Annotated in this window: 19 protein-coding genes; 10 read left to right on the top strand and 9 right to left on the bottom strand. The window is 61.5% G+C overall.

Translation table 11 applies throughout. The features are described 5' to 3' along the window. Nucleotides 1-55: 55 nt before the first annotated feature. Nucleotides 56-427 (bottom strand): DUF1425 domain-containing protein, encoded by a 372-nt coding sequence (locus M1D68_RS01010; RefSeq protein ID WP_420765129.1) that lies wholly within the window; start codon nt 425-427, stop codon nt 56-58. Nucleotides 428-445: 18 nt separating this feature from the next. Beyond that, entirely contained in the window at nt 446-1,840 is a 1,395-nt protein-coding gene (locus tag M1D68_RS01015; RefSeq protein ID WP_457969003.1) for a COG3014 family protein, read from the bottom strand. 313 nt (nt 1,841-2,153) lie between these two features. On the opposite strand from M1D68_RS01015, the gene M1D68_RS01020 reads away from it, so the two are divergent. Further along, nucleotides 2,154-4,052, top strand: coding sequence for an FTR1 family protein (locus M1D68_RS01020; RefSeq protein WP_434561677.1), 1,899 nt, complete (start codon nt 2,154-2,156; stop codon nt 4,050-4,052). A gap of 113 nt (nt 4,053-4,165) precedes the next feature. Continuing rightward, a complete protein-coding gene (locus tag M1D68_RS01025; RefSeq protein WP_420765126.1) occupies nt 4,166-4,621 on the top strand; it encodes a YaiI/YqxD family protein in 456 nt (151 codons plus the stop codon). 35 nt (nt 4,622-4,656) lie between these two features. Here M1D68_RS01025 and elbB read toward each other — a convergent pair whose 3' ends face one another. Beyond that, on the bottom strand, nt 4,657-5,325 hold the full coding sequence (gene elbB / locus M1D68_RS01030) for an isoprenoid biosynthesis glyoxalase ElbB (RefSeq protein ID WP_434561681.1): 669 nt from the start codon (nt 5,323-5,325) through the stop codon (nt 4,657-4,659). A gap of 125 nt (nt 5,326-5,450) precedes the next feature. Between elbB and M1D68_RS01035 the strand changes: the two genes are divergently transcribed. Beyond that, nucleotides 5,451-6,683: a sterol desaturase family protein gene (locus M1D68_RS01035; RefSeq protein ID WP_457969005.1), complete on the top strand. Its 1,233-nt coding sequence runs from the start codon at nt 5,451-5,453 to the stop codon at nt 6,681-6,683. Here M1D68_RS01035 and M1D68_RS01040 read toward each other — a convergent pair. After that, a complete protein-coding gene (locus M1D68_RS01040) occupies nt 6,667-7,287 on the bottom strand; it encodes a DedA family protein (protein WP_420765123.1) in 621 nt (206 codons plus the stop codon). The two genes, M1D68_RS01035 and M1D68_RS01040, sit on opposite strands and share 17 nt — an antisense overlap. 206 nt (nt 7,288-7,493) lie before the next feature. Between M1D68_RS01040 and hemB the strand changes: the two genes are divergently transcribed. Both hemB and ppk1 read left to right on the top strand, forming a co-directional pair. Next, entirely contained in the window at nt 7,494-8,507 is a 1,014-nt protein-coding gene (gene hemB, locus M1D68_RS01045) for a porphobilinogen synthase (RefSeq protein WP_420765122.1), read from the top strand. A 17-nt stretch (nt 8,508-8,524) separates the two neighbouring features. After that, a complete protein-coding gene (gene ppk1 / locus M1D68_RS01050) occupies nt 8,525-10,741 on the top strand; it encodes a polyphosphate kinase 1 (protein WP_434649709.1) in 2,217 nt (738 codons plus the stop codon). A 182-nt stretch (nt 10,742-10,923) separates the two neighbouring features. Here ppk1 and ppx read toward each other — a convergent pair whose 3' ends face one another. The 5 genes from ppx to M1D68_RS01075 all read right to left on the bottom strand — a co-directional run bounded on the left by ppx (nt 10,924) and on the right by M1D68_RS01075 (nt 15,389). Next, complete coding sequence (gene ppx / locus M1D68_RS01055) at nt 10,924-12,426, bottom strand: exopolyphosphatase (protein WP_420765120.1); 1,503 nt, start codon at nt 12,424-12,426, stop codon at nt 10,924-10,926. A 119-nt stretch (nt 12,427-12,545) separates the two neighbouring features. Then, nucleotides 12,546-13,280, bottom strand: a complete 735-nt coding sequence (locus M1D68_RS01060; protein WP_434608936.1) for an amino acid ABC transporter ATP-binding protein — start codon at nt 13,278-13,280, stop codon at nt 12,546-12,548. Next, nucleotides 13,267-13,917: an amino acid ABC transporter permease gene (locus tag M1D68_RS01065; protein WP_420765118.1), complete on the bottom strand. Its 651-nt coding sequence runs from the start codon at nt 13,915-13,917 to the stop codon at nt 13,267-13,269. The genes M1D68_RS01060 and M1D68_RS01065 overlap by 14 nt, the downstream gene beginning before the upstream one ends. Continuing rightward, a complete protein-coding gene (locus M1D68_RS01070) occupies nt 13,914-14,582 on the bottom strand; it encodes an amino acid ABC transporter permease (RefSeq protein WP_420765117.1) in 669 nt (222 codons plus the stop codon). Before M1D68_RS01070 ends, M1D68_RS01065 begins: the two co-directional genes overlap by 4 nt. A gap of 21 nt (nt 14,583-14,603) precedes the next feature. After that, a complete protein-coding gene (locus M1D68_RS01075; RefSeq protein ID WP_434561687.1) occupies nt 14,604-15,389 on the bottom strand; it encodes a transporter substrate-binding domain-containing protein in 786 nt (261 codons plus the stop codon). A 254-nt stretch (nt 15,390-15,643) separates the two neighbouring features. On the opposite strand from M1D68_RS01075, the gene M1D68_RS01080 reads away from it, so the two are divergent. The 5 genes from M1D68_RS01080 to M1D68_RS01100 all read left to right on the top strand — a co-directional run bounded on the left by M1D68_RS01080 (nt 15,644) and on the right by M1D68_RS01100 (nt 20,857). After that, entirely contained in the window at nt 15,644-16,351 is a 708-nt protein-coding gene (locus M1D68_RS01080) for a FadR/GntR family transcriptional regulator (RefSeq protein ID WP_420765115.1), read from the top strand. Nucleotides 16,352-16,472: 121 nt separating this feature from the next. Continuing rightward, nucleotides 16,473-16,802 carry a thioredoxin TrxA gene (gene trxA, locus M1D68_RS01085; protein ID WP_003206727.1) on the top strand — a complete coding sequence of 110 codons (330 nt, stop codon included), beginning with the start codon at nt 16,473-16,475 and terminating at the stop codon, nt 16,800-16,802. Between the two features lie 240 nt (nt 16,803-17,042). Continuing rightward, on the top strand, nt 17,043-18,302 hold the full coding sequence (gene rho, locus M1D68_RS01090; RefSeq protein WP_003206716.1) for a transcription termination factor Rho: 1,260 nt from the start codon (nt 17,043-17,045) through the stop codon (nt 18,300-18,302). Between the two features lie 120 nt (nt 18,303-18,422). Beyond that, nucleotides 18,423-19,889 (top strand): 4-hydroxy-3-polyprenylbenzoate decarboxylase, encoded by a 1,467-nt coding sequence (gene ubiD, locus M1D68_RS01095; RefSeq protein WP_420765114.1) that lies wholly within the window; start codon nt 18,423-18,425, stop codon nt 19,887-19,889. Then, complete coding sequence (locus tag M1D68_RS01100) at nt 19,889-20,857, top strand: CDP-6-deoxy-delta-3,4-glucoseen reductase (protein WP_457969012.1); 969 nt, start codon at nt 19,889-19,891, stop codon at nt 20,855-20,857. The genes ubiD and M1D68_RS01100 overlap by 1 nt, the downstream gene beginning before the upstream one ends. The last annotated feature ends 23 nt before the right edge of the window (nt 20,858-20,880 follow it).

Genomic DNA, 20,880 nt, shown 5'->3' on the forward strand with positions numbered 1-20,880 from the left:
TCACTCGGGGGCTGGTGTGGGAGCGAGCAAGCCCGTTCCCACAGGTTTCAGCACCTCACGGGGTGTTGATTTCCAGTCGGAAATCCACCGCCTTGGGTGTCGGTGCGATGGCCGGCAGGAAGCGGGTCTGTTCGCCGTACAGTGTCAGGCTTTTCCAGCTTTCTTCCTCGGCGATGGGGAAGCCTTCCGGTCCCAGCCAGGCGAAGCGGTAATACATGTTCTTGTTGTTGAAGCTGGTGTTGCTCAGCTGCACATTGACGGTCATGTAGCCGTTTTCCCGAGCGACGCGCATGGCGCCCACCACGATGTTCTTGGTCTTGCCCATTGCCACGACCTTGCTGGCGGCGCTGCCCGGCTCCGGTGGCGGTGGGGTGGCGCAGCCGGCCAGCAAGGCCAGGGCGCCGACGGCGATCAGTTTTAAACGCATGTGAACAAGACTCCGTTCTTAAGGTTGCTTGAGGGCGATGGCGGTGGGATTGGCGCTCGGGATTACCTGGGCCGCCAGGCCGCCGGCGAACACCTGGTTGCCCACCGCCCGCAGGGTGATGACCTGGTAACGCTGATCGACCTTGACCTTCACCACCGAGCCGCCGACCACGCTTGGCAAGGTGACCTGGTGCTCGCCTTTTTTCAGGCGCAGGCGCACCACCTGGGTGTAATCCGGCAGGGTGCGCCAGGTCCGGGTGTCGGCCCCTTCAAGCACGGCCGAGGTAATGCCCACGGCCAGGCCGGCCAGGGGATTGGTTTCGTTGATCTGCTTTTGCGCCACGCCACGGCTCACCGCGCGTACGGTGGTACGCAGGATGATCCCCGGCATGTCATCGCGCAGGGCGCGGCGCGACATGGCCGTGGTGCTGTTGAGTGAGGTCAGGTCCAGTTGCCGGCCGTCGACGCCGACCTGGGCGAAGGTGGCGGTGGACGTGTCCGGCTTGATCAGCGGGAATGACAACGGCGTGATAACCACGTTGCCGCTGATGGGCAGGGGCAGCGGGATACGGATCGAATCCCGGGAGGGCGCCAGCCCGCTCTGCACCACGATCAGGATATCGCTGTCGTCGTCCTTGGCGGCGGGCTTGTCGAGATTGAGCAGCGCCTGCTCCAGCAGTGGGGTATTGGGGCGCAGTTCGGCGGCTTTACGGTAACCCGGCGCGGCCAGGTCTTTTTCGCCCAACGCCTCGTACACGAAGCCCGCCAGGTAATGGCTGAACGCGCTCTGGTAACTGTTTTTCAGGCTGACCACTTCCGGTGCGTCCAGGCTGGCAACCGGGTAACCCTTGAGGTCCTTGTATTCGGTCTGGACTCCTTGCTTTTCGGCGTCCTCTTCACGCTTGAGATATTCCTTGTCCCGCAGGTCGGCAATCACCGCTTCGCGCTCGTGGGTCTTTTTGATCTGCATCCGTGCGCCGTCGAAGTCATTCACCGCCAGCAGGTTCAAGGCCATCTGCGTGGTGAGCATGACCTTCTCATAGTCATAACCCTCGTAGCGCCGGACCTTGTCGTTGACCAGGAAGCTGCCGAACTGCGCCAGGTACTTGGCGGTGTCGAGCTTGACCGCGTCTTCCCATTGGCCAACCTGCTGGTCTGCGCTGCCCCAGGCCGCCTGGCTGCCGGAGAGGTCACCCTTGGCCCGCAGCAATTCGCCCTTCTCGAAGAAATACAGCAGGTCTTTATCTTGGCTGGAGTTGTTCTTCTCCAGCAGGGCCAGCGCCGCGTCGACATTGCCGGAGGCCAATTGCTGATTGGTCTGGGCCAATTCACTGTCGTAGTTGCGAAAGGCCGAGCAGCCGGACAGCAGAGTGATCGCGCAGAGGGCGACCGGAAAACAGGCACGGGATGCCATGAACACTTCTTCCCTGAATATCAGCCAGGTGTGCGGGTCGGGCTGGGGCGATCCACGAACGGGGCACTGGAGCGCCGTCGGTTCCTCATGGGGAGAGGAGCTCTTATGCCTTCAACAAATAAGAGGGCGGCGCATTATAAACAGGAGGATTGACCGCGTAGTGGCTTTTTAATCGCCAAATGATGTTTTTGTGATGTCACTTCCAAACCATGAAGATCCGATGAAAATGTGCGTGGAAAACACATCGGTACTTGAGTCAAGCGCATTGGAAGTGAACAATATGTTACTTCTTATTTCCAACCGAGAGTCATTCATGCCTGCCCCGTTTCGTTTCCTGGCTTGGCTAGCGCTGCCGTTGTTGGCGCTGTGCAGCGCCGATCTGCTGGCCGATACCACTGAAGGCGCTCCCCAGGCCTTGCACCTGCTTGATTACATCGGGGCGGATTACCCAGCGACTGTCGAAGCGGGAAAAGTCATTGACGATTCGGAATACCGCGAGCAACTGGAGTTCACCCAAGTGTTGGAGGGGTTGATTGCGGCGCTGCCGGCCAAGCCGGAAAAGGCTGAGTTGACCCAAGGCATCGGCACGTTGCGCGGGGCTATCACCGAACGCCGGGACGGCGACGACGTCGCCCGCCTGGCTCGGCAGTTGGGGGCAAGGCTGGCGGTGGCGTACGAAGTCAGCCAAGCGCCGATCATTACCCCGGATCCGGCGCGCGGTGCGCCGTTGTACGCGCAGAATTGCTCGGTTTGCCATGGTGACACCGGTGCTGGCGATGGTCCGGCCGGCGTCGGCCTGGAGCCGCCACCGGCGAACCTGCGTGATGGCCAGCGCCTGGATCGCCTGAGCCTCTACGCGATCTACAACACCCTGGGCATGGGCGTCGAGGGCACGGACATGCCAGCTTTCGCCGACCAGCTCGACGACCGCCAGCGCTGGGACCTGGCAACTTACATTGCCAGCTTCAGCGCCGACCCGGCCGCGACAAAAAGCGAGCTGACCTACAACCTGGCCGATCTGGCCCGCCAGACTCCGGCCGAAATCCTGGCTGCCCAAGGGCCCGCGGCAGCAGCGACGTTTCGCGCCCAACGTGCCCAGCCGCCGCAAGTGCAGCGCGGCCCGGCGCAGTTGCTCGACTACACCGCCACGACGTTGGACAAAAGCATCGCGGCGTATCGCGCCGGTGATCATGACCAGGCCTACGACCTTTCGGTCGCGGCTTACCTGGAAGGCTTCGAGCTGGTGGAGAGTTCGCTCGATAACGTCGACGCCAATGTGCGCAAAGACACCGAAAAGGCGTTGATGGCTTTCCGTCAGTCTTTACAGGATGGCTTGCCAGTGGACCAGGCCCAACAACGCCTGGACGCGGCGAAGGCCAAGTTGAAGGAATCCGCCGGCCTGTTGGGTGGCGATGGCTTGAGCTGGTCGTTGAGCTACATCTCCGGCTTGCTGATCCTGTTGCGCGAGGGGTTGGAAGCGATCCTGGTGCTCGCGGCTATCCTGGCATTCTTGCGCAACACCGGCCAGCAGTCGGCGGTTCGCAGCGTCAACATCGGCTGGGGGCTGGCATTGCTCGCCGGTCTGGCGACGTGGGGGCTGGCCGCCTATGTGATCGACGTCAGCGGCGCCCAGCGTGAGTTGCTCGAAGGCGCCACCGCGTTGTTCGCCAGCGTGATGGTGTTGTGGCTGGGTGTCTGGATGCACGACCGGCGTCACGCCGCGGCCTGGCAGGATTACATCAAAAGCAGCCTGGTGGGCGGCGGTGGCCGTTTCGGATTCGCGATCCTGGCGTTTTTCTCGGTCTATCGCGAATTGTTCGAAGTGATCCTGTTCTACGAGACCCTGTGGCTGCAGGCCGGTCCCGCCGGTCATGACGCCGTATTGGCTGGCGGCGCGACGGCGCTGGTGTTGCTGGTCGGGTTGGCCTGGGTGATCTTGCGGGGCTCTGCGAAACTGCCCCTGGCGCTGTTCTTCAGCATCAACGCCGCGTTGCTTTGTGCGCTGTCGGTGGTGTTCGCTGGCCATGGCGTGAAGGCGCTGCAGGAAGCCGGGATATTCGGCACGCGGCCGGTGGCATTCTTCGAGTTCGACTGGCTGGGCATTCATGCCGATGCTTATTCGCTGACCGCCCAGGTGGTGGCGATCCTGGCGATCGTCGTACTGTACGGGCGCAGTTGGGTGGCGGAGAAGCGTCGGGTCCAGGTTTCCTGAACGGCCGCATTCGCTGCGCTCATAATCGCGAGCAAGCTCGCTCCCACAGGATGTAGGCTGTCTCTGTGGGAGCGAGCTTGCTCGCGATGCTTTTTAGATAGAGGAAACCACTTATGCGCGTATGGATCGACGCTGACGCCTGCCCCAAGGCCGCGAAGGAACTGGTGGTCAAGTTCGCCTTGAAGCGCCAGTTCGAAGTGGTGCTGGTCGCTGGGCAGCCGCAAATAAAGCCGGGCCTGGCCCTGGTCAAGCTGATCGTGGTGCCAAGCGGTCCTGATGCGGCGGATGACTACCTGGTGGAGCACGCCGTCCCGGGTGAGTTGGTCATCTGCAGCGACGTGCCGCTGGCGGACCGCCTGGTCAAGAAGGGCGTCGCCGCCCTCGATCCGAGGGGCAAGGAATTCGACGCGCAGAACATGGGCGATCGACTGGCGGTGCGCAACCTGTTTACCGACTTGCGTGAGCAGGGCCATGTGGGCGGCGGGCCGGCGGCGTACAGCGAGCGGGACAAGCAGGGTTTCGCCAATGCGCTGGATCGAATATTGACGCGGTTGGCTCGCTTGTCCTGATGCTGGCCCCCTCCCACAGGAAAGAGGAAATGGGGTCAGGCGTCGTTCTCGTGGGTCAATTCCAACACCCGGTCCACCAGCTTGTTGATCCCCGAAGCCGCCTCGCTGATGTTCTTCGCCAGCATATAGGCGGGTGTGCTGACGAGTTTGCGCGCAGTGTCCTCGACGATATCGGTGACCAGGCATTCTTCATGGGTGCCGCCCATCTTGGTCACGGCAGCGGCGGTATCGGCATCCGTGCCGATGGTGCACGTCACGCCGGGGCCGTAGATCTTCGCCGCCAGGGCCGGTGAGATGCACATCAGCCCCACGGGTTTCCCCGCTTCGGCGAAAGCCTCGGTGAGCGCCAGGACGTCCGGCTGCACGACGCAACCGGCCCCTTCGACAGCGAAGTTGGACAGGTTTTTCGCCGAGCCGAAACCACCGGGCACGATCAGCGCGTCAAAGTCCTCGGCCTTGGCTTCGCGCAGGTCTTTCACATCGCCTCGGGCGATGCGCGCCGACTCCACCAGCACGTTGCGGCTTTCGGGCATTTCCTCGCCAGTCAGATGGTTGATGACATGCAGCTGGGCAATGTTCGGGGCGAAACATTGGACCTGTGCGCCACGCTGGTCGAGACGCAGCAAGGTAATCACGCTTTCGTGAATCTCCGCGCCGTCGTACACGCCACAGCCGGAAAGGATCACTGCAACTTTTTTGCTCATGGGCTTTTTCTCCAGATTCATGGCGTTAAATGTCTACTAATTTGTCACTCGTTGCCATAGGGGTCTCGGGCAGCTACACCTAATCTGCCGACTATCTTCCTTGCCTTGCCTGCCCGGGTCGCATCATGAATTTCATTCTGTATGCCGTGCCGTTTTTCTTCGTGTTGATCGCCGTCGAGTTGCTCGCCGATCGTTGGCGCGGCGTGAGCCATTATCGGCTGGCGGACGCCATCAACAGCCTGAGTACCGGCGTGCTGTCGACCACCACCGGGCTGCTGACCAAAGGTGTCGGCTTGGTCACCTATGCCTTTGCACTGGAGCACCTGGCAATCTTCCAACTGCCGGCTGACCAGGCCTGGACCTGGGTGGCTGCCTTCGTCTTCTATGACTTCTGCTACTACTGGCTGCACCGCATGGGCCATGAACGCAATATCCTCTGGGCCGCTCATTCGGTGCATCACCAGAGCGAGGATTACAACCTCTCCACCGCCTTGCGCCAGACCAGCACAGGCTTTCTGCTGAGCTGGATTTTCTATCTGCCGCTGGCGATCCTGGGCGTGCCGCTGGTGGTGTTCGTCAGCGTCGCGGCGCTGAACCTGCTGTATCAGTTCTGGGTCCACACCCAACACATTCCAAAGCTCGGCTGGCTGGAATGGTGCTTCGTCACGCCGTCCAATCATCGTGCCCACCATGCGCAGAACCCTCTCTACATGGATCGCAACTACGGCGGCGTGTTCATTATTTGGGACCGTCTGTTTGGCACCTTCCAGGAAGAGGACGAGGATGAGCCGGTGGTGTTTGGCGTGACTACGCCGCTGGCGAGCTGGAATCCGTTGTGGGCGAACGTGCAGTTCTATGGGCAGCTCTGGGCTGATGCCCGGCGGGCCGAGCGCTGGTGGGACAAGCTGCGGATCTGGTTCATGCCCACCGGTTGGCGCCCGGCCGATGTGGCCGCCAGATACCCGCTGAACAAGCCTGACCTGTCCCAATTCCGCAAATTCGAAGTGCCGCTGGACGCACGCCAGCGGTGGTATGTGGCGCTGCAGTTCTGTATCTACATCGCCCTGGGCAGCTATCTGATGAACTTTGAAAACAGCCTGCCGGTTGCCGCCCTGGTATTGGGCTGGGGGGCGATTGCGTTGGGGCTGTTTGCCTTGGGCGTGGCCCTTGAGAATCGCCCTTGGGCGCTGAAGCTGGAGCTGCTGCGGCTGGCGGCGAACCTGCCGCTGGTAGGGTTGGCGCCGGTGGCAGGGTTGTGGCCAGCGAGCCCGGTGGCTTGGGTGGGGTTGTTGAGCTACAGCCTGGTCAGTGGCATCGGGCTTTACTGCTGTCGCAACCGACTCACTCGCCTGGCGTAGATTCGCTGGCCCTGGCTTGTTCCTGTCGCTCGGTCTCGAGATTTTTCCTGGCCAGCCGGGCATTTTTGATGCGACGGCGCAGCCACAGGCCCAAGCCCAGCAACAGCAGGGCGCCGAGTACCCACAGTTCGTATTTCTTGATACTGCCCAGCATGCCTTCGAGCACCGCGCCAAAGTGATACGCGGCGGCAGCCAGTGCCGTGGCCCAGATCGCCGCACCGATACCGTTGAGCAACAGATAGCGGCCCGGTGGATAGCCTGACAAGCCGATCGCCACTGGCATCACGGTGCGCAGGCCATAGACGAAGCGGAAGCTCAGGACCCAGATGTCCGGATGCCGGCGGATGTGCTCCAGCGCCCGGTCACCCATCAACTGCCAACGCGGTTTGCGCGCCAGCAGCTTGCGACCGTGCTTGCGCCCCAGGAAATACCACAGCTGGTCACCGGCGTAGCTGCCGCAAAACGCCACGACGACCACCAGGTTGATGTCCATGTAGCCACGGAACGCCAGGAAACCTGCGAGCACGAGGATGGTTTCACCTTCGAAGAACGTGCCGATGAACAGGGCCAGGTAGCCGAAGTCGTGGAGAAATTGTTGGAGCATTGTCTGGGTGCTGGCGAAATGAACGCGCAGCCTAACCCTTCAGGCACATTCAGGAAAGTATCGAAATGTGTCTCGACGTGAACATTTCCTACAGAAGACAATGACTGCGACTACCGGTCACGCTTTAGCACAACTGTCATGTGTTCGTCATAATGGCCGCTTATAACTGTCACGCTCGCCCGTTTTTGCGGGCTCAGGAGTCTGCCGTGAGCTTTACCCCCGCCAACCGTCTGTTTCCCGCCACTCGCCTGCGTCGCAATCGCCGGGATGAGTTCTCTCGTCGGCTCGTGCGCGAAAACGTGCTGACCACCGACGACCTGATCCTGCCGGTGTTCGTGCTGGACGGCGAGAATCGCCGTGAGGCGGTGGCCTCGATGCCAGGCGTGGAGCGCCTGACCATCGACCTGTTGCTGGAAGCGGCGGCCGAGTGGGTCGAGCTGGGTATCCCGGCGTTGGCACTGTTTCCTGTCACGCCGCCGGGCCTGAAATCCCTGGATGCCGCCGAAGCGTGGAACCCCGAGGGCATCGCACAGCGCGCGACCCGTGCCCTGCGCGCACGTTTCCCGGAGCTGGGGGTGATTACCGACGTGGCGCTGGACCCGTTCACCACCCACGGGCAGGACGGCATTCTCGACGAAGAAGGCTATGTGCAGAACGACATCACCGTCGATGCGCTGGTCAGGCAGGCGCTGTCCCACGCCGAGGCCGGTGCCCAGGTGGTGGCGCCGTCGGACATGATGGACGGCAGGATCCAGGCAATCCGCGAAGCCTTGGAAGTGGCCGGGCATGTCAATGTGCGCATCATGGCCTACTCGGCCAAGTACGCCAGCGCCTATTACGGCCCGTTCCGCGACGCGGTCGGCTCGGCCCTGAACCTGGGCAAGGCCAACAAGGCCTCCTATCAGATGGACCCGGCCAATGCCCACGAAGCCCTGCACGAAGTGGCTGCCGACTTGTCAGAAGGGGCAGACATGGTCATGGTCAAGCCGGGGATGCCTTACCTCGACATTCTCTGTCGGGTAAAGGATGAATTCAAAGTGCCGACCTTTGTTTATCAGGTCAGCGGCGAGTATGCGATGCACATGGCGGCGATCCAGAACGGCTGGCTGAGCGAAGGGGTGATTCTCGAATCCCTGACCGCTTTCAAGCGCGCGGGTGCTGATGGCATCCTGACGTACTTTGCCGTGCGCGCCGCCCAATTGTTACGAGAGCAGAAATAGCCTCCCAGGAACTTGCGATGAATACCGAAGGACTCACAGAAGTTGCCGTAAAAGACGCTCAGCCCGTGGTCGAGCCAGTCGCCGAAACGCCACCGGAGCTGGAACCGGCCCCCGCTGCCGCGCCCGAGCCGGCCCCAGCGCCGGCGATTGCGGTGCCCAACCTGGATGACAGCAGCCTGTACATCCATCGTGAGCTGTCGCAACTGCAATTCAACATCCGCGTCCTTGAACAGGCGCTGGATGAGTCCTACCCACTGCTGGAGCGGCTGAAATTCCTGCTGATCTTCTCCAGCAACCTGGACGAGTTCTTCGAGATTCGCGTCGCCGGGCTGAAAAAGCAGATCACCTTCGCCCGCGAGCAGGCCGGTGCCGACGGCCTGCAACCGCACCAGGCCCTGGCGCGCATCAGCGAACTGGTGCACGGTCATGTCGATCGCCAGTACGCGATCCTCAACGACATCCTGTTGCCGGAGCTGGAAAAGCACCAGGTGCGCTTCATCCGTCGCCGCTACTGGACCACCAAGCTCAAGACCTGGGTACGCCGTTACTTCCGTGACGAAATCGCTCCGATCATCACCCCGATCGGCCTCGACCCGACTCACCCGTTCCCATTGCTGGTGAACAAGAGCCTGAACTTCATCGTCGAGCTGGAAGGCATCGACGCCTTTGGCCGTGATTCCGGCCTGGCGATCATTCCGGCGCCACGCCTGTTGCCACGGATCATCCGCGTGCCGGAAGACGTCGGCGGCCCGGGCGACAACTATGTGTTCCTGTCGTCGATGATCCACGCCCACGCCGATGACCTGTTCCAGGGCATGAAGGTGAAGGGCTGCTACCAATTCCGCCTGACCCGCAACGCCGACCTGTCGGTGGACACCGAGGATGTAGAAGACCTGGCCCGCGCCCTGCGCGGCGAGTTGTTCTCCCGTCGCTATGGCGATGCGGTGCGCCTGGAAGTGGCCGATACCTGTCCGAAGCACCTGTCCGACTACCTGCTCAAGCAGTTCAACCTACATGAGACCGAGCTGTACCAGGTCAATGGTCCGGTGAACCTGACGCGGCTGTTCAGCATCACCGGCCTGGACAGCCATCCGGAGCTGCAATATTCGCCGTTTACACCGCAGATCCCGAAACTGCTGCAAAACAGCGAAAACATTTTCAGTGTTGTCAGCAAGCAGGACATCCTGCTGTTGCACCCCTTCGAGTCGTTCACCCCGGTGGTCGACTTGCTGCGCCAGGCCGCCAAGGACCCACATGTCCTGGCGGTGCGCCAGACGCTGTACCGCAGTGGCGCCAACTCCGAGATCGTCGATGCCCTGGTGGACGCGGCGCGAAACGGCAAGGAGGTCACGGCGGTGATCGAATTGCGCGCGCGCTTCGATGAAGAGTCCAACCTGCAACTGGCCAGCCGTCTGCAAGCGGCCGGTGCGGTGGTGATTTACGGCGTGGTGGGCTTCAAGACCCACGCCAAGATGATGCTCATCCTGCGACGCGAGGCCGGCGAGATCGTGCGCTACGCCCACTTGGGCACCGGCAACTACCACGCGGCCAACGCCCGCCTGTACACCGACTACAGCTTGCTGACGTCCGACGACGCCTTGTGTGAAGACGTCGGCAAGTTGTTCAGCCAGTTGATCGGCATGGGCAAGACGTTGCGGATGAAGAAGCTGCTGCATGCACCGTTCACCCTCAAGAAGGGCATGCTCGACATGATCGCCCGGGAAACCCAGTTCGCCCTGGACGGCAAGCCTGCGCACATCATCGCCAAGTTCAACTCGTTGACCGATCCGAAAGTCATCCGTGCGTTGTACAAGGCCAGCCAGTCGGGCGTGCGCATCGACCTGGTGGTGCGTGGCATGTGCTGCCTGCGGCCGGGTATCCCGGGGGTGTCCCATAACATCCACGTGCGCTCGATCATCGGGCGTTTCCTGGAGCACACGCGGGTGTTCTATTTCCTCAATGGTGGCGAAGAGCAGATGTTTCTTTCCAGTGCCGACTGGATGGAGCGCAACCTCGACAAGCGCGTCGAGACCTGCTTCCCGGTGGAAGGCAAGAAGCTGATCCTGCGGGTCAAGAAAGAGCTGGAGAGTTACCTCACCGACAACACTCACAGCTGGAGCTTGCAGTCGGACGGTCGCTACATCCGCAACACACCGACCGGCAACCAGAACCCGCGCAGCGCCCAAGCGACTTTGCTGGAGCGCTTGAGCAGCCCGGTGTTGGCGGTTAGTTAAAGCCCGGAGTAGATTGGTTTTTCGTGGCGAGGGAGCTTGCTCCCGCTGGGCTGCGTGAAGCAGCCCCGAAGCCATTCAGCTCGGTGGGTCAGGAAAAATTCCATTTCAGGCAGATCCTGCGGCTGCTGCGCAGCCGAGCGGGAGCAAGCTCCCTCGCCACGGGGGAGCTTGCTGTGTGCCGATCAGTGGATGTTCAGCAAAATCCCCACCCGCGTCAGCCATTCGGCTTCCTGGGCAAAGTCCGCCTGGGTCAGTTGGTTCTCGTCCAGCCAGCCTTCGGGGAATATCACATCCAACTGATCGCCGTCGGCGTGCAGGGTGACCTGGGGCATTTGCTGGGTGCCACGGATGTGGTGGAACAGGATCGCGAAGCGCAACAGCACGCACAGGCGAATCAGCTTGATGCCGTCATCGCCGAATTCGGCGAATTTGTCCTTGGGAATATTGCGTCGATGACCACGTACCAATAGCGCCAGCATTTGCTGGTCTTCGCGTGAGAAACCCGCCAGGTCCGAGTGCTCGATCAGGTAGGCGCCGTGCTTGTGGTAATGGTAGTGGGCGATGTCCAGGCCCACTTCATGCACCTTGGCGGCCCAACCCAGCAGTTCGCGCCAAACGCCGTCGTTCAGGTCCCAATCGTCGGCCACCTGGTCGAAGGCATGCAGCGCCTTGCGCTCGACCCGCGCCGCCTGCTCCTGGTCGACGTGATAACGCTCCATGAGCGAGCCCAGGGTGCGTTCGCGCACGTCTTCGTGATGATGCCGCCCGAGCAAGTCGTAGAGCACGCCCTCACGCAGGGCGCCTTCGCAATGGTCCATGCGTTGCAATTCGAGCGCGTCGAAGATCGCCTCGAGGATCGCCAGTCCCGCCGGGAAAATCGCCCGGCGATCAGGCTTGATGCCCTCGAAATCGATCTTGTCCGAATCGCCGAGCTTGAACACCTTGCGCTTGAGCCAGGCCAGGCCCTCGGCGTTGACTTCACCGGTGCCGTGGCCGCCAGCCTTGAGCGCCAGGCCGATGGCGCGGATGGTCCCCGAGGAGCCGATGGCTTCGTCCCAGGTCAACCGGTGCAAGGCATGTTCGATGCTCATGATTTCCAGGCGTGCCGCCGTGTAGGCCTGGGCATAGCGGGCCGGGGTGATCTTGCCGTCGCGGAAATAACGCTGGGTGTAGCTGACGCAACCCATCTGGAGGCTTTCGCGCAACAGCGGTTCGAAGCGCTGGCCGATGATGAACTCGGTGCTGCCACCGCCAATGTCCGCCACCAGGCGTTTGCCGGGGGTATCAGCAAGGGTGTGAGAAACGCCGAGGTAGATCAGGCGGGCCTCTTCACGGCCGGAAATGACTTCCACCGGATGGCCGAGGATCGCTTCGGCGCGATGGATGAACTCGCCACGGTTGCGCGCCTCGCGCAGGGCGTTGGTGCCCACGATCCGCACCGCGCCCAACGGCATGCCGTTGATCAATTGGGCGAATCGCTTGAGGCAATCGAGCCCGCGTTGGATAGACTCCTCGCTCAACCTGCGTTCTTCGTCGATCCCGGCGGCCAGCTGAACCTTTTCACCGAGCCGCTCAAGAATGCGGATTTCCCCGTTCTGGGCCTTCGCGACGACCATATGGAAGCTGTTGGAGCCCAGGTCGATAGCGGCGATCAGGGACAGATTCTTGGCTTGGGATGGCGGCATGGTCAGAGAGTCTCGGTCGATAACCTTGCCATCCTGCCACGATCGACCGCCTACGCCAACGCACCTGATCCAAACCCTTGATCCAGAGCCGTTCACAGAGTGTTCTTTGGCAGCAAAAATCAGGCAGGCTCCACCGTCCCGATGAAGTTCGCCAGCTCCGCCGTCTGCGGATCGGCGAACAGCAGCTTGGGATCACCCACCTCGTGCACCTTGCCCTGGTGCATGAACACCAGTTTGTCGCCCACTTCCCGGGCGAAACGCATTTCATGGGTGACCATCACCAGTGTCATGCCTTCCTTGGCCAGTTGCCGCACTACGCTGAGCACTTCGTTGACCAGCTCTGGGTCCAGCGCCGAGGTGATTTCATCGCAAAGCAAGACTTTCGGCGACATCGCCAAGGCACGGGCGATCGCCACCCGTTGCTGCTGCCCGCCAGACAAGCGGTCGGGGAAGGCGTCGAATTTTTCGCCGAGCCCGACCCGTTCGAGCATCTGGCGGGCCAGTTCCACCGCCTTGGCCTTGGGCACTTTTTGTACAACCTGCGGCGCGAGCATGACGTTTTCGCCGACGGTCAGGTGCGGGAACAGATTGAACTGCTGGAACACCATCCCGACTTTCTGCCGCAGGCTGCGCAGGTCGGCGCGGGCCGCGTCGAGGTATTCGCCGTCCACTTCGATCACGCCATCGTTGATCGATTCCAGGCCATTGAGGGTGCGCAGCAGGGTGGATTTGCCCGAGCCGCTGCGACCGATGATCGCCACCACCTGGCCTTCTTCGATACTCAGGTCGATGCCTTTGAGCACATGGTGATCGCCGTAGTATTTATGCAGGGCGGAAATTCTAAGCAGAGGCATGCAGTCTCCTTTCCAGGTAGCGCGCGCTGAGGGACAGGGGGTAGCAAAGGAGGAAATAACCGAGGGCGACCAGGCCATACACCATGAACGGCTCGAACGTGGCGTTGGCGAGCATGCCGCCGGTCTTGGTCAGTTCGGTAAAACCGATGATCGACGTCACGGCCGTGCCCTTGACCACCTGCACGGAAAAGCCCACGGTCGGCGCCACGGCGATGCGCAGGGCCTGGGGCAGGATCACGTAGCGCAACTGCTCCAACGGGTTGAGGGCCAGGCTCGCGGAGGCTTCCCATTGGCCGTTGGCAATCGAGTCGACACAACCGCGCCAGATCTCCGCCAGGTAAGCGCTGGTGAACAGCGTCAGGGCAATCGCCGCCGCCATCCACGGCGAAATCTCCACCCCGGCCAGGGCCACGCCGAAGAACACCAAAAACAGCTGCATCAACAGCGGCGTGCCTTGGAACAGCTCGATATACGTGCGCGCAATGTTGCGGGGCAGGGCGCGTTTGGAGATGCGCAGCACCATCACCAACAAGCCGACCACACCACCGCCGATAAACGCCACCAGCGAAAGCGCCAGAGTCCATTGCAGGCCGGTGAGCAGGTTGCGCACCACGTCCCAGAACGTGAAATCGCTCATTGGCTGCTCCTGGCGATGTAGCGACGCCCGACCCAATTCAGGAACTGGCGGATCAGCAGTGCCATGCACAGGTAGATCAGCGTCGTCAGTGCGTAGGTTTCAAAGGCGCGGAAATTGCGCGATTGGATGAAGTTGGCGGCGAAACTCAGCTCTTCGGTGGCGATCTGCGAACAGACCGCCGAGCCGAGCATCACGATGATGATCTGGCTGCTCAAGGCCGGCCAGACCTTGCCCAGCGCCGGCAGCAGCACCACGTGGCGGAACGCTTCGAAGCGGCTCATCGCCAACGCCGCGGCGGCTTCCAGTTGCCCTCGTGCAATGGCCTGGATACCGGCCCGGATGATCTCGGTGGAATACGCCCCCAGGTTGATCACCATCGCCAGCACCGCCGCTTGCCACTCGGAAATCTGCAAGCCAAGGGACGGCAAGCCGAAGAAGATGAAAAACAGTTGGACCAGGAACGGCGTGTTGCGGATCAGCTCCACGTACACGCCAAAGATCGCCGCGAACGGACGGATATTCCACGCCCGCACCACCGCGCCGACGATGCCCAGGCCAACCCCGAGCAACGCGCCGATGGCTGTCAGTTCCACGGTGAACAGCGCACCGCGCAACAGCAGCTCGGTGTTTTGCACCACCGGCAGAAAATCGAACTGGTAAGCCATGCTCAGCCTCTCAAAGGACGATCAGAGGTCGGCCGGCAGCGGTTGCTTGAGCCAGGTCTGCGCGTTCTTTTCCAGGCTTCCGTCCGTCTTGGCGGTGGCGAGAATCTGGTTGACCTTGTCCAGCAACGCCGGCTCGTTCTTGTTCACGCCCACGTAGACCGGAGAATCCTTGAGTTTCACTTTCAGCGCCGGGACGCGCTTGGGGTTGCGCTCGCTGATGGCGACCATCACCACGTTACCGCTGGCGATCAGGTCCACCTGACCGGCCAGGTAGGCGGCGATCGTCGAGTTGTTGTCTTCGAAACGCTTGATGGTGGCGCCTTCGGGGGCGACCTTGGTCAACTCGATGTCCTCGATAGCGCCACGGGTGACGCTGATGGTCTTGCCCTTGAGGTCGTCCAGGCCGGTGATTGCGGCATCGGGCGGGCCGAACACGGCGAGGTAGAAGGGCGCATAGGCGCTGGAGAAATCGATGACCTTCTCACGCTCCGGATTCTTGCCCAGGCTGGAAATTACCAGGTCGACCTTGCCTGTGGTCAGGAAAGGGATGCGGTTGGTGCTGTTGACCGGCGTCAATTCCAGCTTGACCTTGAGCTGGTCGGCCAGCAGTTTCGCCGTGTCGATATCCAGGCCGCGCGGCTTCATGTCCGGGCCGACCGAACCGAACGGTGGAAAATCCTGGGGCACCGCGACCTTGAGCGTGCCGCGTTTTACCACGTCTTCCAGGCCATCGGCGTGGGCGGGCAATTGGCAAAGCATCAGGCTGGCAAACAGGGCAGTGAGCAGGACGCTGCATCGCTGGATCATGGTGAATCTCCGCGGTCGATGGTGTGATTTCTCCGATCGGACACAGCACAGGGCATGCCAAACCGGGCGTCGGTCCGCCAAAGCCACGGTTTTGCAGGCGCCGGTCGGTCTGACTGGTCTGAACAGTTGGGTTGTTTTTCGCACCGTTATCGAGCGTCGCTTCGGGCGGCCGAACCCCGCTGGGGCACGACTTGCCGGGGGCTTCGAATAGCTTTACAACTAGCCGCTCATTCGTCCGGGTTGTCTGGAAAACCATGAATTCCATCGCTCGTGCCGTGCCTGAAGTGGCGCTGCAAGCCATTCGCAAACTCATCGTCGACGAAGGCTTCGGCCCGGGCGATGCGCTGCCCTCTCAACGGGACCTGGCCTTGCAACTGGGGGTCAGCCGGGCGTCTCTGCGCGAGGCACTGTCATCGTTGAGCGCCCTGGGGTTGATCAGCGTCCAACCGGGTAGGGGCGTTTTCGTCCAGGGAGCAGCGCAGGTCGCGCGCGACGACTCGACAGCGCGCTGGCCGTTCGCCGCCCAGGCCTCGCCGGTGGATATCTTCCAGCTGCGCTATGCCCTTGAAGGTTTCGCGGCCGGATTGGCGGCCGTGACGTTGAGCGCCGATGAACTCGACGCGCTGGATGACAACGTCGAGGCCATGCGCCGCGAATTGAAGGCCGGGGAGTTCGACGCAGCGGCACAACTGGATTTCGAATTTCACCGGCGCATTCTGCTGGCCAGCGGCAACCAGGCGATGTTGAGCATTCTCACCGCCAGCGCCGATATCTTCCTTGAGAGTCAGAAGCTACCGTTCATCAGGGCGGAGCGGGCGATGGAAACGTGGCAGGAACACCGCAAGATCCTTCGCGCCCTGGCCCGTCGCGCATCGGTTTCGGCGCACAAAACCATGCAAGAACATGTACGTAATGCTGCGTTGCGCACCGGTATTTCCTTCATCGCCCCGACCGCTTCCTGACGTGGGCCATACGTAAACCCATCGGTCACCATAGGGAGACTCAATCAACTGTGGCTTCCTGAACCTGGGAAGGGCAGCTATGATGGGCCACGTTTTTTTGCTGATTACCCCGGAGATTTCCATGAGCAGCGATCTGATCAAACACGTTAGCGACGCTAGCTTCGAAGCTGACGTACTCAAAGCCGAAGGCGCAGTGCTGGTCGACTATTGGGCTGAGTGGTGCGGTCCTTGCAAAATGATCGCTCCGGTCCTGGACGAAATTGCCGAGACCTACAAGGGCAAGCTGACCGTTGCCAAGCTGAACATCGACGAAAACCAGGAAACCCCGGCCAAGCATGGCGTGCGTGGCATTCCGACCCTGATGCTGTTCAAGAACGGCAACGTCGAAGCCACCAAGGTCGGCGCGCTGTCGAAGTCGCAACTGGCCGCGTTCCTCGACGCCAACATCTAAGCGTCGAATGCCTTGCCAAAAGCCCCGCAAATCGCGGGGCTTTTTCGTTATCCGGGGCTAGACGCTCGCAAATCCAGGTGTTACATTCGGCCCCGCACTGGTTTCTCCATTGCCCCCTGCAAGCCGTCGCCGACGCTCTCCTTTCGAATAAGTACGCGATCCTGTCGCCTTCTCCGCGGCGCGGCCTCATTAAGCCAAAAGCTTAATTTTCCCCTCCATAAATGATTACGTCATTCCTATATGAATCTGACTGAACTCAAGCAAAAGCCGATTACCGAACTGCTCGAATTGGCCGAACAGATGGGCATAGAAAATATGGCCCGTTCGCGCAAGCAGGACGTGATTTTCTCCCTGCTCAAGAAGCACGCGAAAAGCGGCGAGGAAATCTCCGGTGATGGCGTGCTGGAGATTCTCCAGGACGGCTTCGGCTTCCTCCGCTCCGCAGACGCTTCCTATCTCGCCGGCCCGGACGATATCTACGTCTCGCCGAGCCAGATCCGTCGCTTCAACTTGCGCACCGGTGACACCATCGTTGGCAAGATCCGCCCTCCTAAGGAAGGCGAGCGTTACTTCGCACTGCTCAAGGTCGACACCATCAACTTCGACCGTCCGGAAAACGCGAAGAACAAGATTCTCTTCGAGAACCTGACTCCGCTGTTCCCGACCGTGCGCATGAAGATGGAAGCCGGCAACGGCTCCACCGAAGACCTCACCGGTCGTGTCATCGACCTGTGCGCGCCTATCGGCAAGGGCCAGCGTGGCCTGATCGTGGCGCCGCCGAAGGCGGGCAAGACGATCATGCTGCAGAACATCGCGGCCAACATCGCCCGTAACAACCCTGAAGTCCACCTGATCGTGTTGCTGATCGATGAGCGTCCGGAAGAAGTGACCGAGATGCAGCGCACCGTGCGCGGCGAAGTGGTTGCCTCGACGTTCGACGAGCCGCCGACCCGTCACGTGCAGGTTGCCGAAATGGTGATCGAGAAGGCCAAGCGCCTGGTCGAGCACAAGAAGGACGTGGTGATTCTGCTCGACTCCATCACCCGTCTGGCCCGTGCCTACAACACCGTCATCCCGAGTTCCGGCAAGGTACTGACCGGTGGTGTCGATGCCCATGCCCTGGAAAAGCCGAAGCGTTTCTTTGGCGCCGCGCGGAACATCGAAGAAGGCGGCTCGCTGACCATCATCGCCACCGCGCTGGTCGAAACCGGCTCGAAGATGGACGAAGTGATCTACGAGGAGTTCAAGGGTACCGGTAACATGGAACTGCCCCTGGACCGTCGCATCGCCGAGAAACGTGTATTCCCGGCCATCAACATCAACCGTTCCGGTACCCGTCGCGAAGAATTGCTGACGGCCGATGACGAGTTGCAGCGCATGTGGATCCTGCGCAAGCTGCTGCATCCGATGGATGAAGTCGCGGCCATCGAGTTCCTGGTCGACAAGCTGAAAACGACCAAGACCAACGACGAGTTCTTCCTGTCGATGAAACGCAAGTAAATCGAGCAGGCCAGCAAGAGCCGGGGAAACCCGGCTTTTTGCTATCCGTGCATTCACTATTCTGGACGGGCGGCGTTAAACTCGGGCCCCCGAACGCCACGGACACCATGAGGCTTTTGCATGCAGTATCGCGACTTGCGCGACTTTATCAGCGGTCTGGAACAGCGCGGCGAACTCAAGCGCATCCAGGTGCCGGTGTCACCCGTCCTGGAAATGACCGAGGTCTGCGACCGCACCCTGCGCGCAAAAGGCCCGGCGCTGCTGTTTGAAAACCCCACGGGTTATGACATTCCGGTGCTGGGCAACCTGTTTGGCACGCCGGAGCGCGTGGCCCTGGGCATGGGCGCCGAGGCGGTCAGCGAGCTGCGCGAGATTGGCAAGCTGCTGGCGTTCCTCAAGGAGCCCGAGCCGCCGAAAGGGCTGAAGGACGCTTGGTCCAAGCTGCCGATTTTCCGCAAAATCATTTCCATGGCGCCGAAGGTGGTCAAGGACGCGGTCTGCCAGGAAGTGGTGATCGAGGGTGACGATGTCGACCTGGCCATGCTTCCGGTGCAGACCTGCTGGCCGGGCGACGTCGGGCCGCTGATCACCTGGGGCCTGACCGTCACCAAAGGCCCGAACAAGGACCGTCAGAACCTGGGTATCTACCGTCAGCAGGTGATTGGCCGCAACAAGGTCATCATGCGCTGGCTGAGCCATCGGGGCGGCGCGCTGGATTATCGGGAGTGGTGCGAAAAGCATCCCGGCCAGCCATTCCCGGTGTCGGTCGCTTTGGGCGCCGATCCGGCGACCATCCTCGGCGCTGTCACGCCCGTGCCCGACAGCCTCTCCGAATATGCGTTTGCCGGCCTGTTGCGCGGCAACCGTACGGAGCTGGTGAAGTGCCGGGGCAACGATTTGCAAGTGCCGGCCACCGCAGAAATCATCCTTGAAGGCGTGATCCACCCCGGCGAAATGGCCGATGAAGGTCCCTACGGCGATCACACCGGTTATTACAACGAGGTAGACAGCTTCCCGGTGTTCACTGTCGAGCGCATCACTCACCGAATCAAGCCGATCTACCACAGTACCTACACCGGTCGTCCGCCTGATGAGCCGGCGATTCTTGGCGTGGCGCTGAACGAAGTGTTCGTGCCGATCCTGCAGAAGCAGTTTCCGGAAATCACCGATTTCTACTTGCCGCCCGAAGGTTGTTCCTATCGCATGGCCGTGGTGACGATGAAGAAGTCGTATCCTGGGCACGCCAAGCGAGTGATGCTGGGCGTCTGGTCGTTTTTACGACAGTTCATGTACACCAAGTTCGTTATCGTCACCGACGACGATATCAACGCACGGGATTGGAACGACGTGATCTGGGCCATCACGACGCGCATGGACCCCAAGCGCGACACGGTGATGATCGAGAACACGCCGATCGACTACCTCGACTTCGCCTCGCCGGTATCCGGCCTCGGGTCGAAGATGGGGCTCGATGCCACGCATAAATGGCCCGGTGAAACCACCCGCGAGTGGGGTCGGGTTATCGTCAAGGATGAAGCCGTTACCCAACGGATCGATGCCATTTGGAATCAGTTAGGAATAGATTGATGCGTGTAACCTTGCAGCCTTCCGGCGCGGTGCTGGAGATACAGCCGGCCGAGCGGATTCTCGACGGCGCGCGGCGTCTGGGCTACGACTGCCCCCAAAGCTGTCGTAATGGCAACTGCCATGTCTGTGGCGCATTGTTGGTGGAAGGTCGCGTGGAGCAGGCCGGTGAAGTGCGTGACCATGGCGAGATCTTCACGTGCATCGCCGAGCCGCTGGAGGACTGCGTGGTGTTGTGGGATGGCGTGTTGGCACCGGGCGAGCTGCCGGTGCGCAACCTGGCGTGCCAGGTCAGCGAATGCGTTGAAGTGGGCGGCGACGTCTGGCGGGTACGCTTGCGCGCGCCAGCGGGCAAACCGCCGCGCTACCACGCCGGGCAATACCTGTTGATCGAGCGCGACAACGGTGAAAAATCAGCCTTCTCCCTCGCTTCGGCGCCGCACTCGGGGCGCGACCTGCAACTACACGTGCTGGTGCGCGAAAGCAGTGCGCAAAAGCTCCTGGAGCAACTGCAGCGCAACCCCAATGTGCGCATCGAGATGCCGTTTGGCGACACCCACCTGTCCGAGCTTCCTGACGGTCCGCTCGTGCTGATCGCCGCCGGGACCGGCATGGCGCAGATGCACAGCTTGATCGAGCACTGCCGTGCCCAGGGGTTCAAGCACCCAGTGCATCTGTACTGGGGCGTGCGGCGGCCGGAAGACTTCTATGAAATCGAACATTGGGATGAGTGGAAGAAGTTGCCGAACCTGTATCTGCACAAGGTCGTCAGCGATCTTTGTGGTTGGGAAGGGCGCTGCGGGATGCTCCACGAGGCAGTGTGCGAGGACCTCAGCGATCTCTCCGGCGTCTACGTCTACGCCAGCGGCTCGCCGGCCATGATCTACGCCACGCTCGATGCGCTGGTGGAAGCCGGCATGGACGCTCACCAGATGCGCGCCGATGTGTTTGCGTATGCGCCAAGGGCTTGACCCAACCGAGCCTTGAGCTGTGC

The sequence above is a fragment of the Pseudomonas sp. R4-84 genome (genome assembly GCF_054130985.1).